Annotated in this window: 11 protein-coding genes; 4 read left to right on the forward strand and 7 right to left on the reverse strand. The window is 44.3% G+C overall.

Annotated elements, in window-relative coordinates:
* Nucleotides 1–149 precede the first annotated feature (149 nt).
* Entirely contained in the window at nucleotides 150–308 is a 159-nt protein-coding gene (locus QUA03_RS18840; protein ID WP_333213888.1) for a hypothetical protein, read from the reverse strand.
* A 554-nt stretch (nucleotides 309–862) separates the two neighbouring features.
* Nucleotides 863–2,230 (reverse strand): TldD/PmbA family protein, encoded by a 1,368-nt coding sequence (locus QUA03_RS18845; RefSeq protein WP_333203857.1) that lies wholly within the window; start codon nucleotides 2,228–2,230, stop codon nucleotides 863–865.
* A 520-nt stretch (nucleotides 2,231–2,750) separates the two neighbouring features.
* Between QUA03_RS18845 and QUA03_RS18850 the strand changes: the two genes are divergently transcribed.
* The 3 genes from QUA03_RS18850 to QUA03_RS18860 all read left to right on the forward strand — a co-directional run bounded on the left by QUA03_RS18850 (nucleotide 2,751) and on the right by QUA03_RS18860 (nucleotide 10,314).
* A complete protein-coding gene (locus QUA03_RS18850; protein ID WP_333213890.1) occupies nucleotides 2,751–7,031 on the forward strand; it encodes a PAS domain S-box protein in 4,281 nt (1,426 codons plus the stop codon).
* Between the two features lie 253 nt (nucleotides 7,032–7,284).
* Nucleotides 7,285–8,142, forward strand: a complete 858-nt coding sequence (locus QUA03_RS18855; RefSeq protein WP_333213892.1) for a DUF1361 domain-containing protein — start codon at nucleotides 7,285–7,287, stop codon at nucleotides 8,140–8,142.
* A gap of 207 nt (nucleotides 8,143–8,349) precedes the next feature.
* Complete coding sequence (locus QUA03_RS18860; protein ID WP_333213894.1) at nucleotides 8,350–10,314, forward strand: ABC transporter ATP-binding protein/permease; 1,965 nt, start codon at nucleotides 8,350–8,352, stop codon at nucleotides 10,312–10,314.
* A 398-nt stretch (nucleotides 10,315–10,712) separates the two neighbouring features.
* Here QUA03_RS18860 and QUA03_RS18865 read toward each other — a convergent pair whose 3' ends face one another.
* Nucleotides 10,713–11,825 (reverse strand): IS630 family transposase, encoded by a 1,113-nt coding sequence (locus tag QUA03_RS18865; RefSeq protein WP_333213895.1) that lies wholly within the window; start codon nucleotides 11,823–11,825, stop codon nucleotides 10,713–10,715.
* A 675-nt stretch (nucleotides 11,826–12,500) separates the two neighbouring features.
* Nucleotides 12,501–14,075: an outer membrane protein assembly factor BamB family protein gene (locus QUA03_RS18870; RefSeq protein ID WP_333213897.1), complete on the reverse strand. Its 1,575-nt coding sequence runs from the start codon at nucleotides 14,073–14,075 to the stop codon at nucleotides 12,501–12,503.
* A 127-nt stretch (nucleotides 14,076–14,202) separates the two neighbouring features.
* On the opposite strand from QUA03_RS18870, the gene QUA03_RS18875 reads away from it, so the two are divergent.
* A complete protein-coding gene (locus QUA03_RS18875; RefSeq protein ID WP_333213899.1) occupies nucleotides 14,203–16,290 on the forward strand; it encodes a thioredoxin domain-containing protein in 2,088 nt (695 codons plus the stop codon).
* A 165-nt stretch (nucleotides 16,291–16,455) separates the two neighbouring features.
* Here QUA03_RS18875 and QUA03_RS18880 read toward each other — a convergent pair whose 3' ends face one another.
* From QUA03_RS18880 to QUA03_RS18890, 3 genes are all read right to left on the reverse strand, one after another.
* Nucleotides 16,456–17,544 carry an ABC transporter ATP-binding protein gene (locus QUA03_RS18880; protein ID WP_333213901.1) on the reverse strand — a complete coding sequence of 363 codons (1,089 nt, stop codon included), beginning with the start codon at nucleotides 17,542–17,544 and terminating at the stop codon, nucleotides 16,456–16,458.
* Nucleotides 17,545–17,874: 330 nt separating this feature from the next.
* Nucleotides 17,875–18,936, reverse strand: coding sequence for a spermidine/putrescine ABC transporter substrate-binding protein (locus QUA03_RS18885; RefSeq protein ID WP_333213903.1), 1,062 nt, complete (start codon nucleotides 18,934–18,936; stop codon nucleotides 17,875–17,877).
* Between the two features lie 51 nt (nucleotides 18,937–18,987).
* Nucleotides 18,988–19,845, reverse strand: a complete 858-nt coding sequence (locus tag QUA03_RS18890; RefSeq protein ID WP_333213904.1) for an ABC transporter permease — start codon at nucleotides 19,843–19,845, stop codon at nucleotides 18,988–18,990.
* Nucleotides 19,846–19,914 lie beyond the last annotated feature (69 nt).

Here is a 19,914-nt window from a genome sequence, read left to right on the forward strand (position 1 = left end):
GTGCGAGAAATGCAGAATTCCGGCAACCGCTACCTGTGAAGTTTTGACTCCTCTCTTAGTTGGTAGGAAAAATCCCGGTTTCTTGAAGAAACCGGGATTTTTTATTGAGAAGGAAGAAGAAAGAGGAAACACTCCTGTACGCACAAACTCTATCTGTAGAGTGCGCCTCGTCCCAAAAAGATTTGCCAAAAATAGAATGTTATGTCGGTAAGTTGAATCAGATATTTATGAATTTGCTGAGCAATGCGATTCATGCCTTGAATTGCTATGACCAAAAACGCACCTCCGAGCAAATTAAAAATGACCATGGTACGATTACGATTTGTACTTCTATGCTGAATTAGGATGGGGTAAGAATCGGTGTGAAAGACAATGGGCTGGGAATAACAAGCTAGGCAAGAACCCATCGATTTAGTCCTTTCTTTACAACTGAACCTGCGGGTCAAGACACTGGTTTGGGATGATCTGATTACCTATCAGATTATGGTGGAGAAGCGCGGCGGAGATTTGAAGTGTTTATCACAGCCAACAGAACCGGGTGCATAATTTGTGATTGAGATTCCCATTAGGCTGAATAATCGGGTAGAGATGAAAGAAATTTAAGGGGAATTAAACAAAAAATTAGGGGAAAGCCTGGTAAAGTCTATAATCGCGATCGCACTTCCCCAATTTCTCTGTAATTTCTGAAGTCTCCCAAACACCGGACGACCTCGCTGAAGCCCTCAATAGTAGATTTTCAGTGGTTTGTCAACTTGTCAGTGTCCCGCACTGGTTAAGGTGAGGCGTGAGGGCGCGATCGCGCCCTCACCATGTGCCAATTGCGTAAGTTTTGAACTAATAATTAAGGACTAATGACTAATGATTATCTTCCTCCGACGACGACATTTTTAATCCGCAAATGGGGACCGCCGACGCTTACTGGCAAACCGCTCTGGCCATTTTTACCACAACCGCCGTAAGCATAAACCGAGTCGTTTCCTATAGACTCAATATCCTTTAAAGTCTGAAATACATTGCCACTTAAAGTGACATCGCTCACCGGTTCGGCTAATTTGCCGTCGCGAATCATGAACCCTTGAGCCGCCGCAAAGGTAAACATTTCGCCGTTGGTTTGTCCTCCCAACATCCGCACTGCATAAACTCCTTCGTCAATGTCCGCAACCATTTCGTCAAAAGAATGTTCGCCAGACTCGATCGCAGTATTAGTCATCCGCACCAAAGGCATAAAAGTAGCACTCAGAGCCCTGGCATTTCCCGTCGGACTTTCGCCCATTTTGCCCGCAGTCTCGCGATTGTGCATTCGAGCCGCTAAAACTCCATTTTTAATTAAATGCTTGCACTGAGCCGGCACACCTTCGTCGTCATATTTTAAAGTTCCCGGTAATCCCGGCACAGTTGCGTCGTCAATTACATTTAATTGTTCGATCGCCACAGGCTTGCCCAAAGTCAACAATTCCTGCATTTTTGGGTTTTCGTAAATGCCGTCTGCTTCCGACAAATGCCCGAAAGCTTCGTGAATAAAAACTCCCGACAAATAAGGGTCTAAAATCACCGGATACTGACCGCCTTTCACCGATTTTGCCTCTAGTTGGCCTACAGCTCGAACGGCAGCACTTTTAACACGATCTTCAATATTTGTCAAGACATTGTAATCCGATCGCGAGTGAATCGACTCAAACCCTTGGCGGACGACACCACCCTCGCCACGGGCGATCGCCCCGAAACGCCCGGTCACGTCCAAGCGCTCTTGAGCGATGCAAGTACCTTGAGAATTCACAAAATAAGTAATCCCAAATCTGTCGCTGTAACCTGCCATTGTCGTCTGAATTCGTGGGTCATAATCTAACAGCAACTGATTATAAGATTCGAGCAATTTCCGCTTTTCGGCTAGAGTAATAGAGCGCGGGTCGCGGCCCAATTCCACCGCTACATAATCTTGAATCGGGGTGACATCTGCTAGTAGAGTTTTTTCGCTGCCAACCAAACGAGACTGCACTACAGCTTCTTCAATGCGGTCTTTTAACTCATCTAAACCGTTAAAAGTTACAAAACTCCAGCCACCTTTGTGACAGGCGCGGATGCCGCCGGCGAGACTAAAACTGCGGTTGACAGCATCTAACTGAGGGCCGCGAAAACTAATCGCAGTTGACTCGCTTTGTTCGAGGCGAACTTCTAGATAATCTACGCGATCACGGTAAGGTGCGATCGCTTCCATCAACTGTTCTTGCATCAAATTGCCCCTATGAATGATTAGCCGTAGCGCTGAAAAAAATTATTGCTAATCCTATTTTAGCTAATAACTCCCCTCTTTCGGGTGCGCGTTCCCCCACCGCTGTGGTGGGGGATTATGGCGCGCCCTACCCGATCGAGGGCGAGTCAACCAATTTTAGATTTTAGATTTTAGATTTTAGATTGATCCCGTCCTAAGCCTGCGAAGGAATGAACCCGCGAGCTTTTTAGGAAAGATGCAAAGCTTTTTAAAGTCTCCGTCCTGAGTCTGCGAAAGAATGAATCCGGGGGCTTATGACCACATTACTTTCGGTCAGTCGATTGTAGATTTAAAACTTTTTCCATAGAATTAATGATGAGAGGCTTGGCGATCGCCCGCGTTCGACGGGCGTCCTCGAACACAACAAACTCGCGCCCGCTTGCGAAAAGCCCGGTATGCCGAAAATTTTGGATTTGCCTAGAGAAATCAAACTAAACTAAATCTATCTAAAGACGTAAAAAAATACCTTAACCCCCCGCAGATGGAATACTTTAAGGTTAAAAAATTCCAAATTTCACCGTATTTAGCAGCTATTTCGGCATCAATAGCAATTTTGGTCGGAGTTGGCATTTTAGATCGATCGGAACAGCGGCGGTTTTTTCACTACAACCGCGCTACCACGCTCGATCGGCTTAGCACAGTCCGTTCTAAGCTGGAAGGATCTTTGAATTCCCGCCTGTTTTTGATGCGGGGTTTGGGGGCTTACCTTTCCAACAACCCAAACATCACCGAAGCCGAGTTTACAGCGACGGCGAGAATTCTGGTGGGACAGCAACCGGGCATTCGCGCCATAACTTTAGTTAAAGGCACGACGGTCGCTTACATTTATCCGCGGGAGGGAAATGAAACGGCGATCGGGGTTGACTTGACGGCGCTACCCGAACATCGGCAAATGGTCAAAGAGGTTATCCGAACCAGAAAAACTTTGCTTGCCGGGCCCGTGAAATTATTGGAGGGGGACGAGACTTTGATCAGCCGATCGCCGATTTTTCTCACACCCTCCGGCGCCGAGCCTGAAACAGGAGTTTACTGGGGCTTGACAGGTTTGATCATCGACAAAAATTCCCTGATTGAGGAAGCAGGACTCAACGACTCCTCAGCGAAGCTGCAATACGCTCTGCGGGGCAAAGACGGGACTGGAGCCTCCGGCCCAGTGTTTTTCGGTGACGAGTCAATTTTTCAACACCATCCCGTGCTGCTGGAAGTGACTTTGCCCAACGGTTCCTGGCAGTTGGCAGCAATTCCGGCGGGAGGATGGCTTGCGAATTCGCCGTTTCGGGGCTGGCTGCTTTTTGGAGGTGGCTTGCTGGCACTTTTGAGCGGGGCGGCGGTTTTTAACTGGGTGTACGGCCGTGCGAAACTGCGATCGAGCGAAGTTAAGTATCGGCAATTAGTTGAGAATGCTAACAGCATGATTGTGCAGTTAGACAGTGAAGGCAAGATTACTTTTTTTAACGAGTTTGCTGAAACTTTTTTCGGGTATTCAGAAGCAGAAATCATCGGCAAAAGTGCGATCGGCACAATTATACCGAAAACAGAGTTATTTGAAAGTGACCTCGCGACAAAGATTCGAGACTGTTTGGCACAGTCGCAAAAATACTTCCAAAACGAAAATGAAAACATCCGCAGCAATGGAGAAAGGGTGTGGATAGCGTGGACAAATAAACCTTTACTAGATGCGAAGGGAAATGTGGCAGGACTGCTTTGTATCGGGACGGATATTAGCGATCGCAAACAAGCTGAAATCGCTCTACAAGCTTCTGAATCGGAACTTCGAGCTTTGTTCGCTGCCATGAACGATGTAATTTTTGAACTCGATATTGAGGGACGGTTCCTGAAAGTTGCCCCGACCAATCCCCAATTATTATACCAGCCGACTGCAGAATTTGCAGGTCAAAAAATTAACGATTTATTCCCTCCAGAAAAGGGAGAATTTTTTCTGGAGCAAATTCGCAACGCCCTCGCTACAAATCAAACCTGTACTTTTGAATATCACCTGGAAATTGCCAGCGTACAAAAGTGGTTTGCCGGTACCATTTCACCACTGAAAGAAAAAACTGCTCTGTGGGTAGCCCGCGACATTACGGAGCGCAAGCAAGCTGAAAATTGGTTAACCGGTCAAAAACAAATTTTAGAAATGATTGCTAAGGGCGCTCCTCTTGGCGATACTTTAAATACCTTAGTTGAAATTATGGAGCTGCAATCTAGAGATATCATCGGTTCGATATTGCTTCTAGCTCCAGACGGCAAACATTTACTGCACGGAGCCGCGCCCAGTTTACCCGACAGTTACAATGCTGCTATTCATGGCAGACCCATCGGCCCGGAGGTAGGCTCCTGCGGCACTGCTGCGTTTACCCGCCAACAGGTGATCGTTACAGATATTGCCAGCGACCCTTTGTGGGAAAATTATCGAGATTTAGCCTTGAGTTTTGGACTGAGGGCTTGCTTGTCTACTCCTATTTTCTCATCTCAGGGTCAAGTTTTGGGAACTTTTGGAATGTATTATTCCCAACCGTGCCACCCCCCAATTGTTGATCTGCAATTGATAGAAGCCGCGATGAATTTAGCAGGAATTGCGATCGAACGCAACCAGGCAGAAGAAAGTCTGAAACAGCTCAATCAAGAACTAGAAAATAGAGTCAAAGATAGAACTGCTCAATTGATGCAAACTGAAGAACGCTGGCAGTTAGCACTCAAAGGCAACAATGACGGCATTTGGGACTGGAACTTGCAAACAGGGGAACTATTCCTGTCCGATAGATTTAAAGAAATAACTGGATACGAACACAGCGAAACTCTCGATTACTTTGACGAATTGAACAGGGGTACGCATCCCGACGATTTAGCCTTAGTAATGCAAGCTCTCCAAGACCATTTAAACAAGAAAACGCCGCATTACATCATCGAATACCGCTGCTGGTGCTACAACAGCGCCTACAAATGGATATTGAGTCGGGGACAAGCTTTGTGGGACGTATCTGGAAAAGCAGTCCGCATGGTTGGTTCAATTACTGACATTACGGAGCGCAAACAAGCAGAGGAAGCACTACGGGAAAGCGAGGCAAGATTCCAAAAGCTGTCGGGTAATGTGCCGGGAGTAATTTATCAATTTGTATTGCGTACAGATAGCTCTTTCAGTTTCCCTTACATGAGTCCGGCTTGCCGAGAAATGTTTGAGCGAGAAGCCGAAGCTGTTATGCAAAATGCGGCTTTGATTACAGATTTAATTCATTCCGATGACCGCCAAAATCATGACCAATCCGTTGCTATTTCAGCCCAAACTTTGCAACCTTGGCACTGGGAAGGACGATTCGTACTACCTTCCGGCAAAATTCGATGGTTTCAGATAATTTCGCGTCCTGAAGCTAAAGAAAACGGTGATATTATTTGGGACGCTATCGCGGTTGATGTTACGGATCGCAAACAAGCTGAGTTAGCTTTGCAAGAAAGTCAGCAGTTCATTCAAAAAGTAGCATCGGCTACTCCCGGTATTTTGTATCTCTACGACTTGGAAGAACAGCGAAATATCTACACTAATACTTCAATGATCGAGCTTTTGGGCTATACCAGCGACGACATTACAGCGATGGATTCGTCACTGATGCCTCAGTTAATACACCCGGAAGATTTGCCTAAAATCGTGAAACATCACGCCAGCTTTGCAGGAATGGAAGATGGCCAAACTAGAGAAATTGAGTACCGGGTGCAGGCAGTAGACGGTCAATTTTTGTGGCTGCAAAGTCGCGATACTATTTTTAGTAGGAATGGGGAGGGTCAGGCTAAGGTAATAATTGGAGTTTCCCAGGATATTACGACTCGCAAGCAAGCAGAGGAAGCACTGCGACAAAGCGAAGCGCGAGAAAGAGAAAAAGCTCGAGATTTAGAGTCGGCGCTCCTGGAATTGCGCTCTACTCAAACTCAGCTCATTCAAACTGAAAAAATGTCTTCTTTGGGGCAATTAGTTGCCGGGATTGCTCACGAAATTAATAATCCAGTTAACTTCATTTACGCTAATATTGATTATCTCAACCAGTATACAAAACAGTTGCTCGATCTGGTGAGTCTTTACGAACAGGAGTATCCCGAACCTAATTCACAAATTGTCGATCGCATTCAAGAGATTGATTTGGACTTCATGGCTGAGGATTTAAGAAAACTTGTGGGCTCGATGCAGGTAGGAACCGAGCGCATCCGGCAAATTGTTTTGTCCCTCCGAAATTTCTCGCGGCTGGACGAATCGGCAATGAAGCCGGTCGATATTCACGCGGGAATTGAAAGCACTTTGTTAATTTTGCAGCACCGCTTGAAGAGTCGGGAGAGTCGCCCGGAAATTGAAGTAGTTAAGGAGTTTGGAAAACTGCCACTGGTGGAGTGCTATGCGAGCCAACTGAATCAGGTGTTTATGAATATTATTGCTAATGGAATTGATGCTATTGAAGAACGATATCACCAGTTATCGGTTCCACAATCAGAGACAAAGAGTGGACGGATTGCTATTTCCACAGGTGTAACTCCCCAGAACACTGTTAGGGTAGAAATTTCGGACAACGGTACGGGAATTCCCGAGGGGATAGTCGATCGCATTTTTAACCCGTTTTTTACTACAAAAGCTGTGGGCAAAGGTACGGGTTTGGGAATGTCTATCGCGCACTCGATTGTGGTGGAAAAGCACCAGGGCAAGATTGACTGTATTTCGTCCATAGGATGGGGGACAACTTTTAAGATTGAGATTCCGATCCACAAAGTGGATAAATACTAGAGTGCGCCAGTCGATTTGAGATTTGAGATTTGAGATTTGAGATTTGAGATTTGAGAATTAACTCCACAGTGGTAGGGTTCGTCAGTCGATTTTAGATTTGAGATTGAGTCCACACTGCTAGTATGCGTCAGCAGTTATTGATTTTCAGGCGCGCCGCGATAAGCTGACGCACCCTACAAGTTAACGACTAAAATAGACTGAAGCTGCTAACGAAGCGGTGCTGCATCAAACCTTTAATTGTATAAAAATTGACATGATGGGATTAATCCTGGAAGCCCTGCAAGCAATGGGACACAATGTCCGCTGGATGTCTTGGAATTTGTTTTTGGGTTTAGTACCGCTGGGCCTGAGTTTTTGGCTGTTCCGCAAACCTCGATCGCGCTGGCTGCTGTGGGGTACGGGCATTCTCCTGGGCGCTACTTTTTTGCCCAGTATGCGCCATGTTTTAGGCTATCTGAAGCATATTGTGCAAGATGTGGGCAAAACTTACGTTTTGGGGGCGATCGTGATTACGCTGGCATTGATGGCTGTAGACATCTGGGTACTGCGGCAGCGCGGAGTTCGCTCTCTCCGGTGGTGGGGCGGCTTTTTCTGGTTTATCGCATTTTTGCCCAATGCGCCCTATGTTTTAACTGATATCATTCACCTGATCGAGCAGATTAAAGAGGGGAACTCGGTGTGGACTGTGACTCTAGCTTTGATCCCGCAGTATCTGGCGTTTATGCTGATCGGGTTTGGGGCTTACGTGCTGTCGGTGATGAATCTGGGTTACTATTTGAAGCAACAGGGTTGGAGTAAATTTATCCTGGGAACAGAGATAACTATACACGCACTTTCGGCGATCGGCATTTATTTAGGGCGATTTATCCGCTTCAACACTTGGGACATTCTTACTAACCCCGATGCGCTGGTTAACACAGTAATGAACGATTTGATAGGCAAGCGTCCGGTTTTAGTAATGGCTGTAACTTTTGTAGTGATTGCTGTTTTGTATTGGCTAATGAAACAAGTAATTTTAGGGATTAGGCAGCGATTTTACAGCAGCAAATTGCAGTCGGACTTTTCCGGCGAAAGCGCCACTCCTTCTGATCCCATCGATTTGAGATTTTAGATTTGAGATTAAACGATTGACTCCACAGATGAATCTAAGAGCTTGAACTAAGCTCCCAAAATTTTTCTCACCAGTTAACTAGGAAAACAAGTTTCCGTCTGTGGGTGAGACAATTTTTTTCGCTAAACTCCGAAATAAATTACTGCTGCAGTTTGTCACAAGACTTGATATGTTAGAACAGTCAAAGTAGTTTTGTAAACAGCAAAGATGAATCGATTTGACCGTCAGTTGTGGCAGAGATTTATTGCGATCGCTCAACCTTACTTTTATCCTTTAGAGCCTGGGGGAGGCAGGGTATTTTTGGGATTAGTGGCGCTGTTGTTGATATTTCTCTTCGCTGCGATGTTTGTGTTCGTCAGTGCTGTATGTTTGGGTACTCAAGTCTTATTTCCCGAGGCTTTTAATGGGGTTGCGGCTGGCTTAGCTACTTTGATCAAAGGAATTATCTACTCACCGACAATTGCGATCGTTGGTTTAATGCTAATCCTCCCGCTGGCTGCTTTTTTTTATTTCAAAAGCAAATTGATACCGCGCTGGAAACAGTGGATAATGTTAGCTCTGCTGCTATTCTTGTCACTGTCTGTTAGCGGAATTAACGTAGTCATTAGCTATATTAGTAATTTTTTTACGACCGCACTGTCTGAAAAAGATCATATTACTTTTTGGCGGTTTATGTGGGTTTATGCTGGAGTTTTTATTATCAGTACCCCGATAGTTGTTATTTACGGCTATACCCAAGATAAACTGGGATTGTACTGGCGAGAATGGATGACTGAGAGTTTCCTGGGTAGTTATTTTCAAAACCGCGCTTATTACGAAATTAACTCTCAGAAGGAAATCGACAATCCCGACCAGCGGATTGCTGAAGATATCAAATCTTTCACTAGCACAAGTTTAGAGTTTTTGCTGCTGATATTGGGAGCAGTTATCGATATTATTTCTTTTACAGGCATTCTGTGGTCTATTTCCAAAAGTCTTTCGATCGGACTAATTATTTATGCTGTCTTTGGCACGACAGTCATGGTATTTTTTGGCAAAAGGTTGATATTTTTGAACTTCAATCAGCTCTGCAAAGAGGCTGACTTTCGCTATGGATTGGTTCACATTCGGGACAATGCAGAATCAATTGCTTTTTACCGGGGAGAAGCACAGGAATCTGTTCAGGTGAAACACCGATTTTTAGAAGCAGTTCGGAACTTTAATTTCCTAATTGGTTGGCAGCGGAATCTGGGATATTTTAGAGTTGGCTATAGATATGCGACTTATATTATTCCCTCTTTATTCCTGGCTTCTATCTACTTTGCAGGTGAGATCAGATACGGCGATATTACTCAAGCTGAATTTGCTTTTCGTCAGGTTTCTGAGGCTTTTTCTTTCGTTGTATATAGCATTGAAAGCTTGAGTTTGTTTGCAGCCGGAATTAATCGTCTAGCCACGTTTAATGAGTCTTTAAGATGTGAAAAAAGTCCTGTTCAACTCGACTTCAGAACAATCGATACAGTTATAAGTTCGCAATTGAAACTGGAACACATTACTTTAGATACTCCGCACCATCAAAAGACTTTGATTAGGGATTTGTCGGTAGCCGTGCCGCCCGGTGAAGGACTGTTAATTGTCGGTCAAAGCGGTGCTGGGAAGAGTTCTTTGCTGCGGGCAATTGCGGGCTTGTGGGAATCGGGAACTGGCCGTTTGGCGCGGCCGGAATTGGAGAAAATGCTGTTTTTGCCACAGCGTCCTTATATGATTTTGGGTAGTTTGCGATCGCAACTTCTCTATCCCAACAGCAGGAGCGAGGTTGATGAGGAAAAATTGCGCCGGGTTTTGGCATCAGTAAATTTAGCAGATTTGCCGGACAGATTGGGCGGTTTTGATGCGGATTTAGATTGGGGTGAGATTTTGTCGCTGGGAGAACAGCAACGTTTAGGTTTTGCTAGATTGTTATTGACGGAACCGAAATACACTATTTTGGATGAGGCGACCAGTGCTTTGGATTTGAAGAACGAGCAACATTTATACGAGCAGTTGCAAGCCACTAAAACTACGTTTGTGAGTGTCGGTCACCGATTGAGTTTAGTGAAATATCACCAACAGGTTTTGGAACTTCTGGGCGATGGGAGTTGGCGGCTGCTTTCGGCGCAAGAATACCGCGCTAGTGCGACAAATTTTAGCTGATACAGCCCTGCTTTCAAGAATTGTGAATTTACCCGGTTGTTGGTTCGCGGTGGGTTGTGGTGCGGTTGGAGATTTATAGTTGGTTGCTATAAATTAAGCGTCGCGCCTCCACTCTACAATAGGTTTTAGGGGTAGGGAAATAGCAACAATTAATGCAGATTAACTCCCCCCTTTCTCAGAGAGCATCCCACTTTTGCAGTCAGTATAAATACTCAGACTATTGTCTGGCTAAGCTGATGGCATAATAGAAAGCAGATAAATTACCATAATCCAAGTTCGCATGACCCCAGAAGAACAGCAGAAGATCAAAATAAATCTCCAAGAAATAGCAGAGATCCTTTATAAGAATACCCCAGTAGACAATCTACAAAGCTTTGAATCCATAAGCTGTTGCACATTTAAACTGTGATACAAGCATTCCCCTTATTTTTAATTTTGCGACCCCATTTAATTATTAATTGCCCTTCATTTAAGAGGCGGTGCAATAAATACTCTAGCTCTTCAATAGATGTAAAAAGTCGATTGGTAATATATTCTTTTGCCGAATGCCATACTAATTCAATTAAGTTATAGTCGGGGCTGTATTCGGGGAGAAATTCTAAATGAAGGTTAGGCATTTCTGTTTCAATTATTTTCAGGTACTCTTGTTTCTTGTGAAAACTAGCATTATCAAGGATAATCACTATTTTGGTTCCTTTTTCCGCAAATTCTGAAGCTTGATTACCTGCTGATACCCATTCATTAATTAGCTCTTCATGAAACAGTTTTAGCACTTGATAAAAATTATATGAGTTGCCTTTTTTAAGGAACTCTACCCACCTTTTTTTATCGGAATTTCTCACTCCTTCCATTACATTAACTCTGCCTTTTCTTCTGTCTCCTAAAACCTTTTTTCGGCTGCCTTTTTTACACCAGTTTTTTCTTCGGGTGACTCTTAAACTAAATCCACTCTCGTCCCAAAACCATACCTGTAATCGTTCTGGCGATTCTTTTTCTATTTTTAAATATTCGGCTATCTTTATTTTAAACGCTGTTCTTTTTTCAGTATTTCTCTTGGACTCTAGGCTATACTTAGCCCAGATGTAAACATACTTTTTTTTCTTTAAAATCCTCCGAACTTGTCCTCCACTTAATTTTATCCCTGTGGATTCCTCTAAGTATGTTGCTAATCTCTGCGCTGTCCATCGTCCAAAATCATATCCTAATTCTTGAGGGTCTTTTTCTATAGTCTCTAATAATATTTCTATATATTTATCTGTGGCTTTTTTGTGATTTCCCTTCATCCTCTCATCTATTAGACTTTCTAAATTGTCGGGATCTCCCTTTATACACCAATAAGATACTTTGTTTACTGAGCAGCCCAAAAAATCAGCAATTTTAGATTGTGTCTTGCCGTCATTGAGCAATAACAAAATTAGAATTCTTTCTCTAATATTTGCCTTTTCTTCCTCTCTTAAGGCTTTTTGTAGTTTCTCTATTTGTTGGGGATTGAGATGATTTTTAGCTGGCATTTTTGTATATTTTGATTAAACTCATTTTTTATTATACCCTATTTAAAGGCACAACAGCTTAATTGCTACTCTCTTGAGGGAGGTTCAAGAGGATAAACCCTCTACATATCAAGGTTTCCGTGGCGTTGTCACCCCGTCAATTCCCAGATTCAGTTTGGCACTGTTTGAGGACAGCAGGAGGAACCGCCGCAGTCAGCAAACATTTATCGTGTCCGATCGATTAACCATAATATCCCCGTCGGGGCGGGTTTTTGAGATTGTCAATTGATAATGCCGTACTTTGTCACATTTTTCTGCAATTTGCGACGACGGTAAGAGTTAAAAACGTGTTTTTCTGGAAATTCTCCTCTAGTTGCTAACTATTGCTGTGCCGCCGGCACAATATCCTGTTCGGAAATGCCCAATTCCGCTGCTATCTTGAAAAGGTGCAATCTGGATAATTCCCCTTCATCCTGTCAGCGTGCGATCGCAAGCTGTAAAATACCTTAAGCATCCTCTCAACCGTAAACTGGACTTATTTGAGTTTCAGGAGTTTCCATAACGAGTTTCCGATAATTTCCGAAATTATTTCTCTCACCGCAGTTAAACCGCAGGTAGGAATAGGTGGCGGATTTCAACACCCTTTCAAGAACAGGCAAGATGCCTGTTCCCGATAGAGGTACAAAATACCAATAACTAACCCAAAGTATACATCCAGCCATCCCTCGCGCAAATCCTCACAATTCCGTCCCAAACTACCGGCGTCGCCTCAAATGACAAACCCGGCTTAAATCTCCCCGATTCTATTACTTTCAAACGGTAAAACTCCCCTTTAGCATTTTTCAACGCATTCTGATCTCCAGACTTCGCTCGTTCCCAATTCAAATTGAACAAATAAACACCGTTGTATCCCGCACTGATCAGTTTATTGCCATCGGTAAAAATCGGAGTAGAAATTGAAGAACCAATGGCTTGTTTAAATACTATTACCGGAGTATCGTAAGACTGGTTTCGCCAAGGAACAGAAGTTTTTTTACCTGTAATCATATCTTGGGAACCGATGTACAAATTGCCGTCGATCGCATTTGTGGCAAACAGCGCCGGAAACTCGCCTGAATTGTACTCGTCATTCAACGCCACCGAGCCAATTATCCCACCTTCCCAGCTAGAAAGTCGGCGATTTCCGGTAGGCAAAAACCATTCGACGCTGGCATTCGGTTCCTTGTTGGGATTCAGCTTCAGCACTCCGCCGTTGCCCTGAATGTATTGTTTTTCAATGGCACAAAACAGTTTACCTGATTTAGAAATTACAGCACTTCCATCCAAATCTGAACCAGTATAAAAATCCCAAACTATCTTTTTAGTTGCAATGCTAATACCGTAAATATGACCGGAACCAGCAGCTATAAATATTCTATCTTTGAGTCTCGATGGCGATGATTCCGCTACCAAGTTGCCGCCGTGTTTGCTGATATCTGTTGCTGCATAAAGCTGTACTTCCGACAAGATATTTGGCTGCTTGATGCCTTGTTTGATTTTTGCATTGCTTGTGGAACTATCGAGAAAATAGCCGATCGCATTTTCCCCCGCATTGAACAAAACGCCACCGCCGATGTCCAACGCGCTGCTGTCATTATCCCGGCTGTAGCTGGGCGTTTTCCTGATGTCCAATTTCCAAAGTTCCTTGCCAGTTCTAAAAGATATTGCCCTAAAACTTGGCACGACACTTTTGCCACCGCCACCACTGCGGCTGCCTTGCAAAATTACAATTTTGTTTTCGGCGCTAGCTTTTTCATCGATATAAATTGTTGATGAACCTTTGATTATATCATCAAATTTATAGCGCCAAACTTCTTTATTGGTAGCAATATCTATTTTTCGCAAATTGTGGTCATAAGCACCTATAATTAAATAAGTTTTCCCCCCGTCTTTGGTAATTGTCGGCTGTCCTGTCCAACCGGCCCCGCTCCAAACTACAGACCGCCTTCCCAGGAAAGTCCGGCCGCTTCCTAGCTCAAATTTGTCGATTAACTTCAAACTTTTCGGAACACCTCTGCCGTAGAAGCGACGCTTGTCGTTACCTAAAAAGGTCGGGACTAATAATTCTATTTCTGGGTCTGCTTTAGCCAGAAGATTGTTAAGATTAGTTTCTAATAAAGCTTGTTCCGAGGATGCAGTTTGGCTCAGTTTGATAACAGCAGGAGGAACAGCAGCACTCAGCAAAAATTGTCCAAGCTGTTGATTGAAGGTTCTCCGAGATGACAAGCTCATATTAGATCGAGATAATCAGTCATAATATTAAAACATAATTATCCGCACCAACTCAACTAAAACATCTCGCGCTAAACTGCTAGAGGACTGACAAGCTTACCCAGCACGAGTAAAAGTATATTTGATTATGGTCAACCGTCTTGCTCAATCCCAAAGCCTTTACCTGCGGAAACACGCCGAAAACCCGATCGACTGGTGGCCCTGGTGCGACGAAGCTTTGGAAGCGGCCCGAAGCGAAAATAAACCGATTTTCCTGTCAATTGGCTACTCTAGCTGCCACTGGTGTACGGTGATGGAAGGGGAAGCATTTTCCGATCGCGCGATCGCCCAATACATGAATTCGCATTTTATACCGATAAAAGTCGATCGTGAAGAACGCCCGGATATCGACAGCATTTATATGCAAACCTTGCAAATGATGACCGGTCAAGGCGGTTGGCCACTCAACGTTTTTCTCACTCCAGACGAGCGAGTTCCCTTCTACGGAGGCACTTATTTCCCCGTAGAACCGCGCTACGGACGGCCGGGATTTTTAGAAGTTTTGCAAGCAATTCGCCGCTTTTACGACACAGAAAAAGGCAAAGTAGAAGCCTTCAAAGCAGAGATTTTAGGAAATCTCCAACAGACGGCAGCGCTGTCAGGAGTAACTGCCGAATTAAATCGCGAACTCTTCCAAAAAGGCTTAGAACTCAACACCGGAATTATTGCCGGCAACAACCCCGGCCCCAGTTTTCCGATGATACCTTATGCTGAGCTAGCACTGCGAGGAACGCGATTTAATTTTGAATCAAAATACGACAGCAAACAAGTCTGCACTCAGCGCGGATTAGACTTAGCATTGGGCGGCATTTATGACCACGTAGGAGGCGGATTTCACCGCTATGCGGTTGATGCGACTTGGACTGTGCCACACTTTGAAAAAATGCTCTACGACAACGGTCAAATTGTTGAGTATTTAGCGAATTTGTGGAGCGTGGGAATACAAGAACCCGCTTTTGAAACTGCGATCGCGGGGACAGTAGAATGGTTGAAGCGAGAAATGATTGCGCCGACAGGCTATTTTTATGCTGCACAGGATGCGGACAGCTTTAACACTTCGGAAGAACTTGAACCGGAAGAAGGAGCATTTTATGTCTGGACTTATGCCGAACTGGAACAACTATTAACTGCTGAGGAATTAGCAGAAATTAAAGCACAGTTTACTGTTAGTCGCAGCGGCAATTTTGAAGGCCAGAATGTATTGCAGCGCCGCCACCCAGGAAAACTGAGCGACACGGTAGAAACGGCTTTGGCTAAACTTTTTGCTGTGCGTTACGGTGGCAATCCCGATACTGTAAAAACCTTTCCGCCAGCGCGCAACAATCAAGAAGCTAAAAATGACAGTTGGCCGGGTAGAATTCCCGCCGTTACTGACACGAAAATGATTGCTGCTTGGAATAGCTTAATGATTTCGGGTTTAGCCCGCGCTGCGGCTGTTTTTGGGAATTGGGAATATCTGGAATTAGCTGTGAAAGCGGCTAATTTTATTTTAGACAATCAGTGGACGGATGGGCGGTTTCAGCGGTTGAATTATGACGGACAATCTGCTGTTACCGCGCAGTCGGAAGATTATGCTTTGTTTGTGAAAGCTTTGTTGGATTTGCATCAAGCGAGTTTGACTTTAGACAACGGGGAAGAGGCAAAACAGTTGCCGAATTCTCAGTTTTGGTTGGAGAAAGCTGTGCAGGTGCAAGAAGAGTTTGATGAGTTTTTGTGGAGCGTGGAATTGGGAGGATATTACAATACTGCTAAGGATGCTAGCGGAGATTTGTTGGTGCGGGAACGCAGCTATATAGACAATGCAACTCCGGCGGCGAATGGAATCGCGATCGCTTCTTTGGTTCGCCTCGCGCTGTTGGGCCCGAATTTAGAATATCTCGATCGCGCGGAGCAAGGTTTGCAAGCTTTCAGCAGTATTGTACAAGATGCTCCGCAAGCTTGTCCGAGTCTACTGTCGGCGATCGACTGGTATCAGCATTCTACCCTGATTCGCACGTCACCAGACCAGATTTCCGGGTTGATTTCGCAGTATTATCCGACTGCTGTCTGTCAGATTGAGGCTGATTTGCCTGAAGGTGTTATCGGGTTAGTTTGCGAGTGTTTGACTTGCAAGGAACCTGCGAAAAGTCAAGAGCGGCTGTTGGAGGAAATTTTGCAAAGTCAAACGCGAGTTTAGCACCAATACTGTCTAGATTATTGAACCGCGAAGACGCGAAGAACGCGAAGGAAGAAGGAGGAAGCTGGAGGAAGAAGTAGATTATCTTCTATGGGGAAGGAAGTACATCTTCAATCGCCTCCTCCTTCTTCCCAAGAATCTCAGTGGCTTCAGCCCGCTTGAGTTTCAACAAATGCAAATACTTTCCGGCGGCACGGCAACTCGAACGCTGTCGCCGACTTGGTGTCGCTGCAAGTCATCTCTGTGCAAGTTTTGTCGGCGAAGGGCGATCGAACTTTTAGCAGTCAACCGCACCGTATAGCGCGTGTCAGTACCAATATAAATAGCCTCTTCTACTATTCCCGGCCAGCTATTTTCATCGTCATAATTAGCCGGATAAATAGCAGCTTTTTCTGGCCGCAACACCAGGGTGACAACTTTCCCAGGGGGGATATCTTCGGCTGTTGCAACTAACACGGGCAACTCCTGGTCAACCAACACGATTATTTTACCGTTTTGCTTTTCTACTACTCGACCACTTAAAAAATTGCTGTCGCCAATAAAATCAGCAACAAACCGCGTTTTAGGATATTCATAAATATCAACAGGCGTCCCAACTTGTTGCAGTTTTCCTCCATCCATCACTGCAATTCTGTCCGACATCGTTAGTGCTTCTTCCTGATCGTGAGTTACATAAATAAACGTAATTCCCAATTTTCGCTGCATTTTTTTTAATTCTAATTGCATCTCTTTACGCAATTTTAAATCCAGCGCTCCTAGGGGTTCATCCAAGAGCAAAACAGACGGCTGTTTGACTAATGCTCTTGCTAGCGCTACTCGCTGCTGCTGTCCCCCTGACAGTTGGCTGGGATAGCGTTTTCCTACCTCGGTTAACTGTACTAATGCTAAGGCTTCAGCAACGCGATCGCCAATTGTTTTCTGAGGCATATTCTCCATTTCCAAGCCAAAAGCGACATTTTGTGCTACTGTCATGTGCGGAAATAAAGCATAGTTTTGAAATACCGTATTTACTGGGCGGTGAAATGGCGGGCGATGTTGCATCGGTTGGCCATGAATGTAAATTTCGCCGACTGTGGGAATTTCAAAACCAGCGATCATTCGCAAAGTTGTAGTTTTGCCGCAGCCGGAAGGGCCGAGTAAAGAAAAGAATTCTCGATCGTAAATTTGCAGGTTGATGTTATCAACAGCTAAGAAATCTTTACTGCGGGCACTTTTAAATATTTTGGAAACTTCTAAAACCTCGACAGAGTGCATTGTGTTAGTATGTGTGAGTAATAAAAATCTGAGTTCAAGTCCGGTTAAACTGATATCTTGCACTATTATCAATTATTTGTTTAGGAACGGGCTCTCCGGCCCGTTCCACAAGAAAATTAAGTTTTGTTGAACGGGCCGGAGAGCCCGTTCTTGACGAGGGTGCAACTCCAATGCCAACTAAAAATTTAAGTGCACCAGGCCGGGCAGAAACCTGTGTTATATCATTTCCGGTTACACCGGAATGATGTTGACGGTTGACGCCGTGAACCGTAAACAGTGAACAGTGAACTCGGATTTACTATTCCGATGCTAACGGATTTGATATTATATCTACTTTCCAGCCCCTGCTTTAACTTCCGTCCAAGCTCGATCGTACAATGCAGTTGCTTTCCCGACATCCTCCAATAATTTCATTTTGCCAAACACCTCAGCCGGCGGGTAAATTTGAGGATTATTCAAATCTTTCGGATCGATTAAACCTTGATCAATTGCTGCTTTGTTGGGCGATCCGAAGTGGGTAAAATTAGAAATTTGGGCGCCTACTTCTGGCTGCAAAATAAAGTTAATAAATTTCTCCGCTAACTCTTTCTGGGGCGCACCTTTGGGAATAGCCATATTGTCAGAAAAAATGATTGTTCCTTCTTTGGGAATAGCGTAACGGAGATTAGGATTTTCTGTCATCACTTGGAAAATATCACCGCTCCATTCCATTGTCAAATTTACTTCTCCTTGATCTAGCATATTTTGCCCGGTGTCGGGGACAAAAGCTGCAATGATATTTTTACTTTTAATCAGCAAATCGCGGGCTTTGTTAATCTCTTCGGGATTGGTGGTATTTGGATCAAATCCTAAATACATTAAAACTCCTGCTAATGTGTATCTGGCATCGTCTTGCCACGCGACTTTTCCGGTATATTTCGGGTCGAACATCACTCCCCAACTGTTAATTTCTCCCTGGATTGTTTTCACGTTGTAGCCAATTCCCATGGTTCCCCACTGGTAGGGCAGCGAATATTTGTTGTTCGGATCAAAAGCTTGATTGATAAACTTAGGTTCTAGGTTCTTTTGGTTGGGAATATTGTTTAAATTCAGCGGCTCAATTATATTTTCTGCGATCATGATTTTCACCATGTAATCGGCGGGAAATATTAAGTCGTAACCGGGGTTTCCCTGTTTGAGTTTGGCATAGAGTGCGTCGCTGTTCTCGAAAGTGTCGTATTGAACTTTAACATTGTTCTCTTTCTCGAATTGGGCGATCGTTTCTGGGGCGATATAACTTGCATAATTGTAAATGCTGAGCACTTGCTGTTGGTTGCCACCTGTGCGGCTACACCCGAAAGCCATTGTTGCACTCATCACGAACAAAAGTAGGAAAGTCAGCAGGCGTTTCATAGGTTTTGTTAGTTGCAGACAAAAATAATTATGACACAGAAAGCAATTATTTTAACTTTTCTGAACTTTTAGCGATGATACAACCAGCAATAAGGAAGCCAACAACATCAAAGTTGAAATGGCATTAATCGCTGGCGTCACTGAGAACTTTATCATGCCGTAAACAAATAATGGTAGCGTCATGGAACCGACGCCAGTGGTAAAAAATGTCACGACAAAATCGTCCAGCGACAGAGTAAAAGCCAGCAGTGCGGCGCTGAAAATAGCGGGCCAAATTAGAGGGAGAGTGATGCGCCAAAAAGCCCGCCATTCGTTAGCGCCTAAGTCAAAAGCTGCTTGTTCTAATTGAGGATCTAGTTCCGCCAAACGCGCCCTGACAGTAATAGTCACAAAGGAAATATTAAAGACAACATGACCGATTATTACGGTAGGTAAGCCGAGATTGAGGCGAATTCCCGTGAGATTTTCTACAATCCGAAATACTAGGGTAAAGAAAACTAGCAACGAAATGCCGATCGTAATTTCGGGCATAATAATCGGCAAAAACAGTAAAGCTTCTACTGCTTTGCGCCCCGGAAAATAAAAGCGTTCCAGTGCTAGGGCGAGCATTGTACCAAAAATTGTCGCTAACACCGTCGAAATAGCTGCAATTAGTAAGCTGTTGTTGAGTGCTGTCCAGATTCCGGCGCTGCTACTCGTAGCAATCGTCGCGCCTGCATTGCTAAACAAACTGCGGTACCAATCGAGGGTAAAGCCCCGCCAAACGGCATTGAATCTGGAGGCGTTAAAGGAGTAAATAATTAAGATGAGAATTGGCAAGTAAAGAAAGGCAAATGCTAGTACAGCTTGTACCCAAAGCCACTTTTTGCCGATCGCCCGCACGAGTAAATCTAGTTTTGTTTTAGTCATTAGTCATTAGTCATTAGTCATTAGTCATTAGTCATTAGTCATTAGTCATTAGTCATTAGTCATTAGTCA

This window comes from Microcoleus sp. S36b_A4, assembly GCF_036700645.1.
Lineage (GTDB): Bacteria > Cyanobacteriota > Cyanobacteriia > Cyanobacteriales > Microcoleaceae > Microcoleus.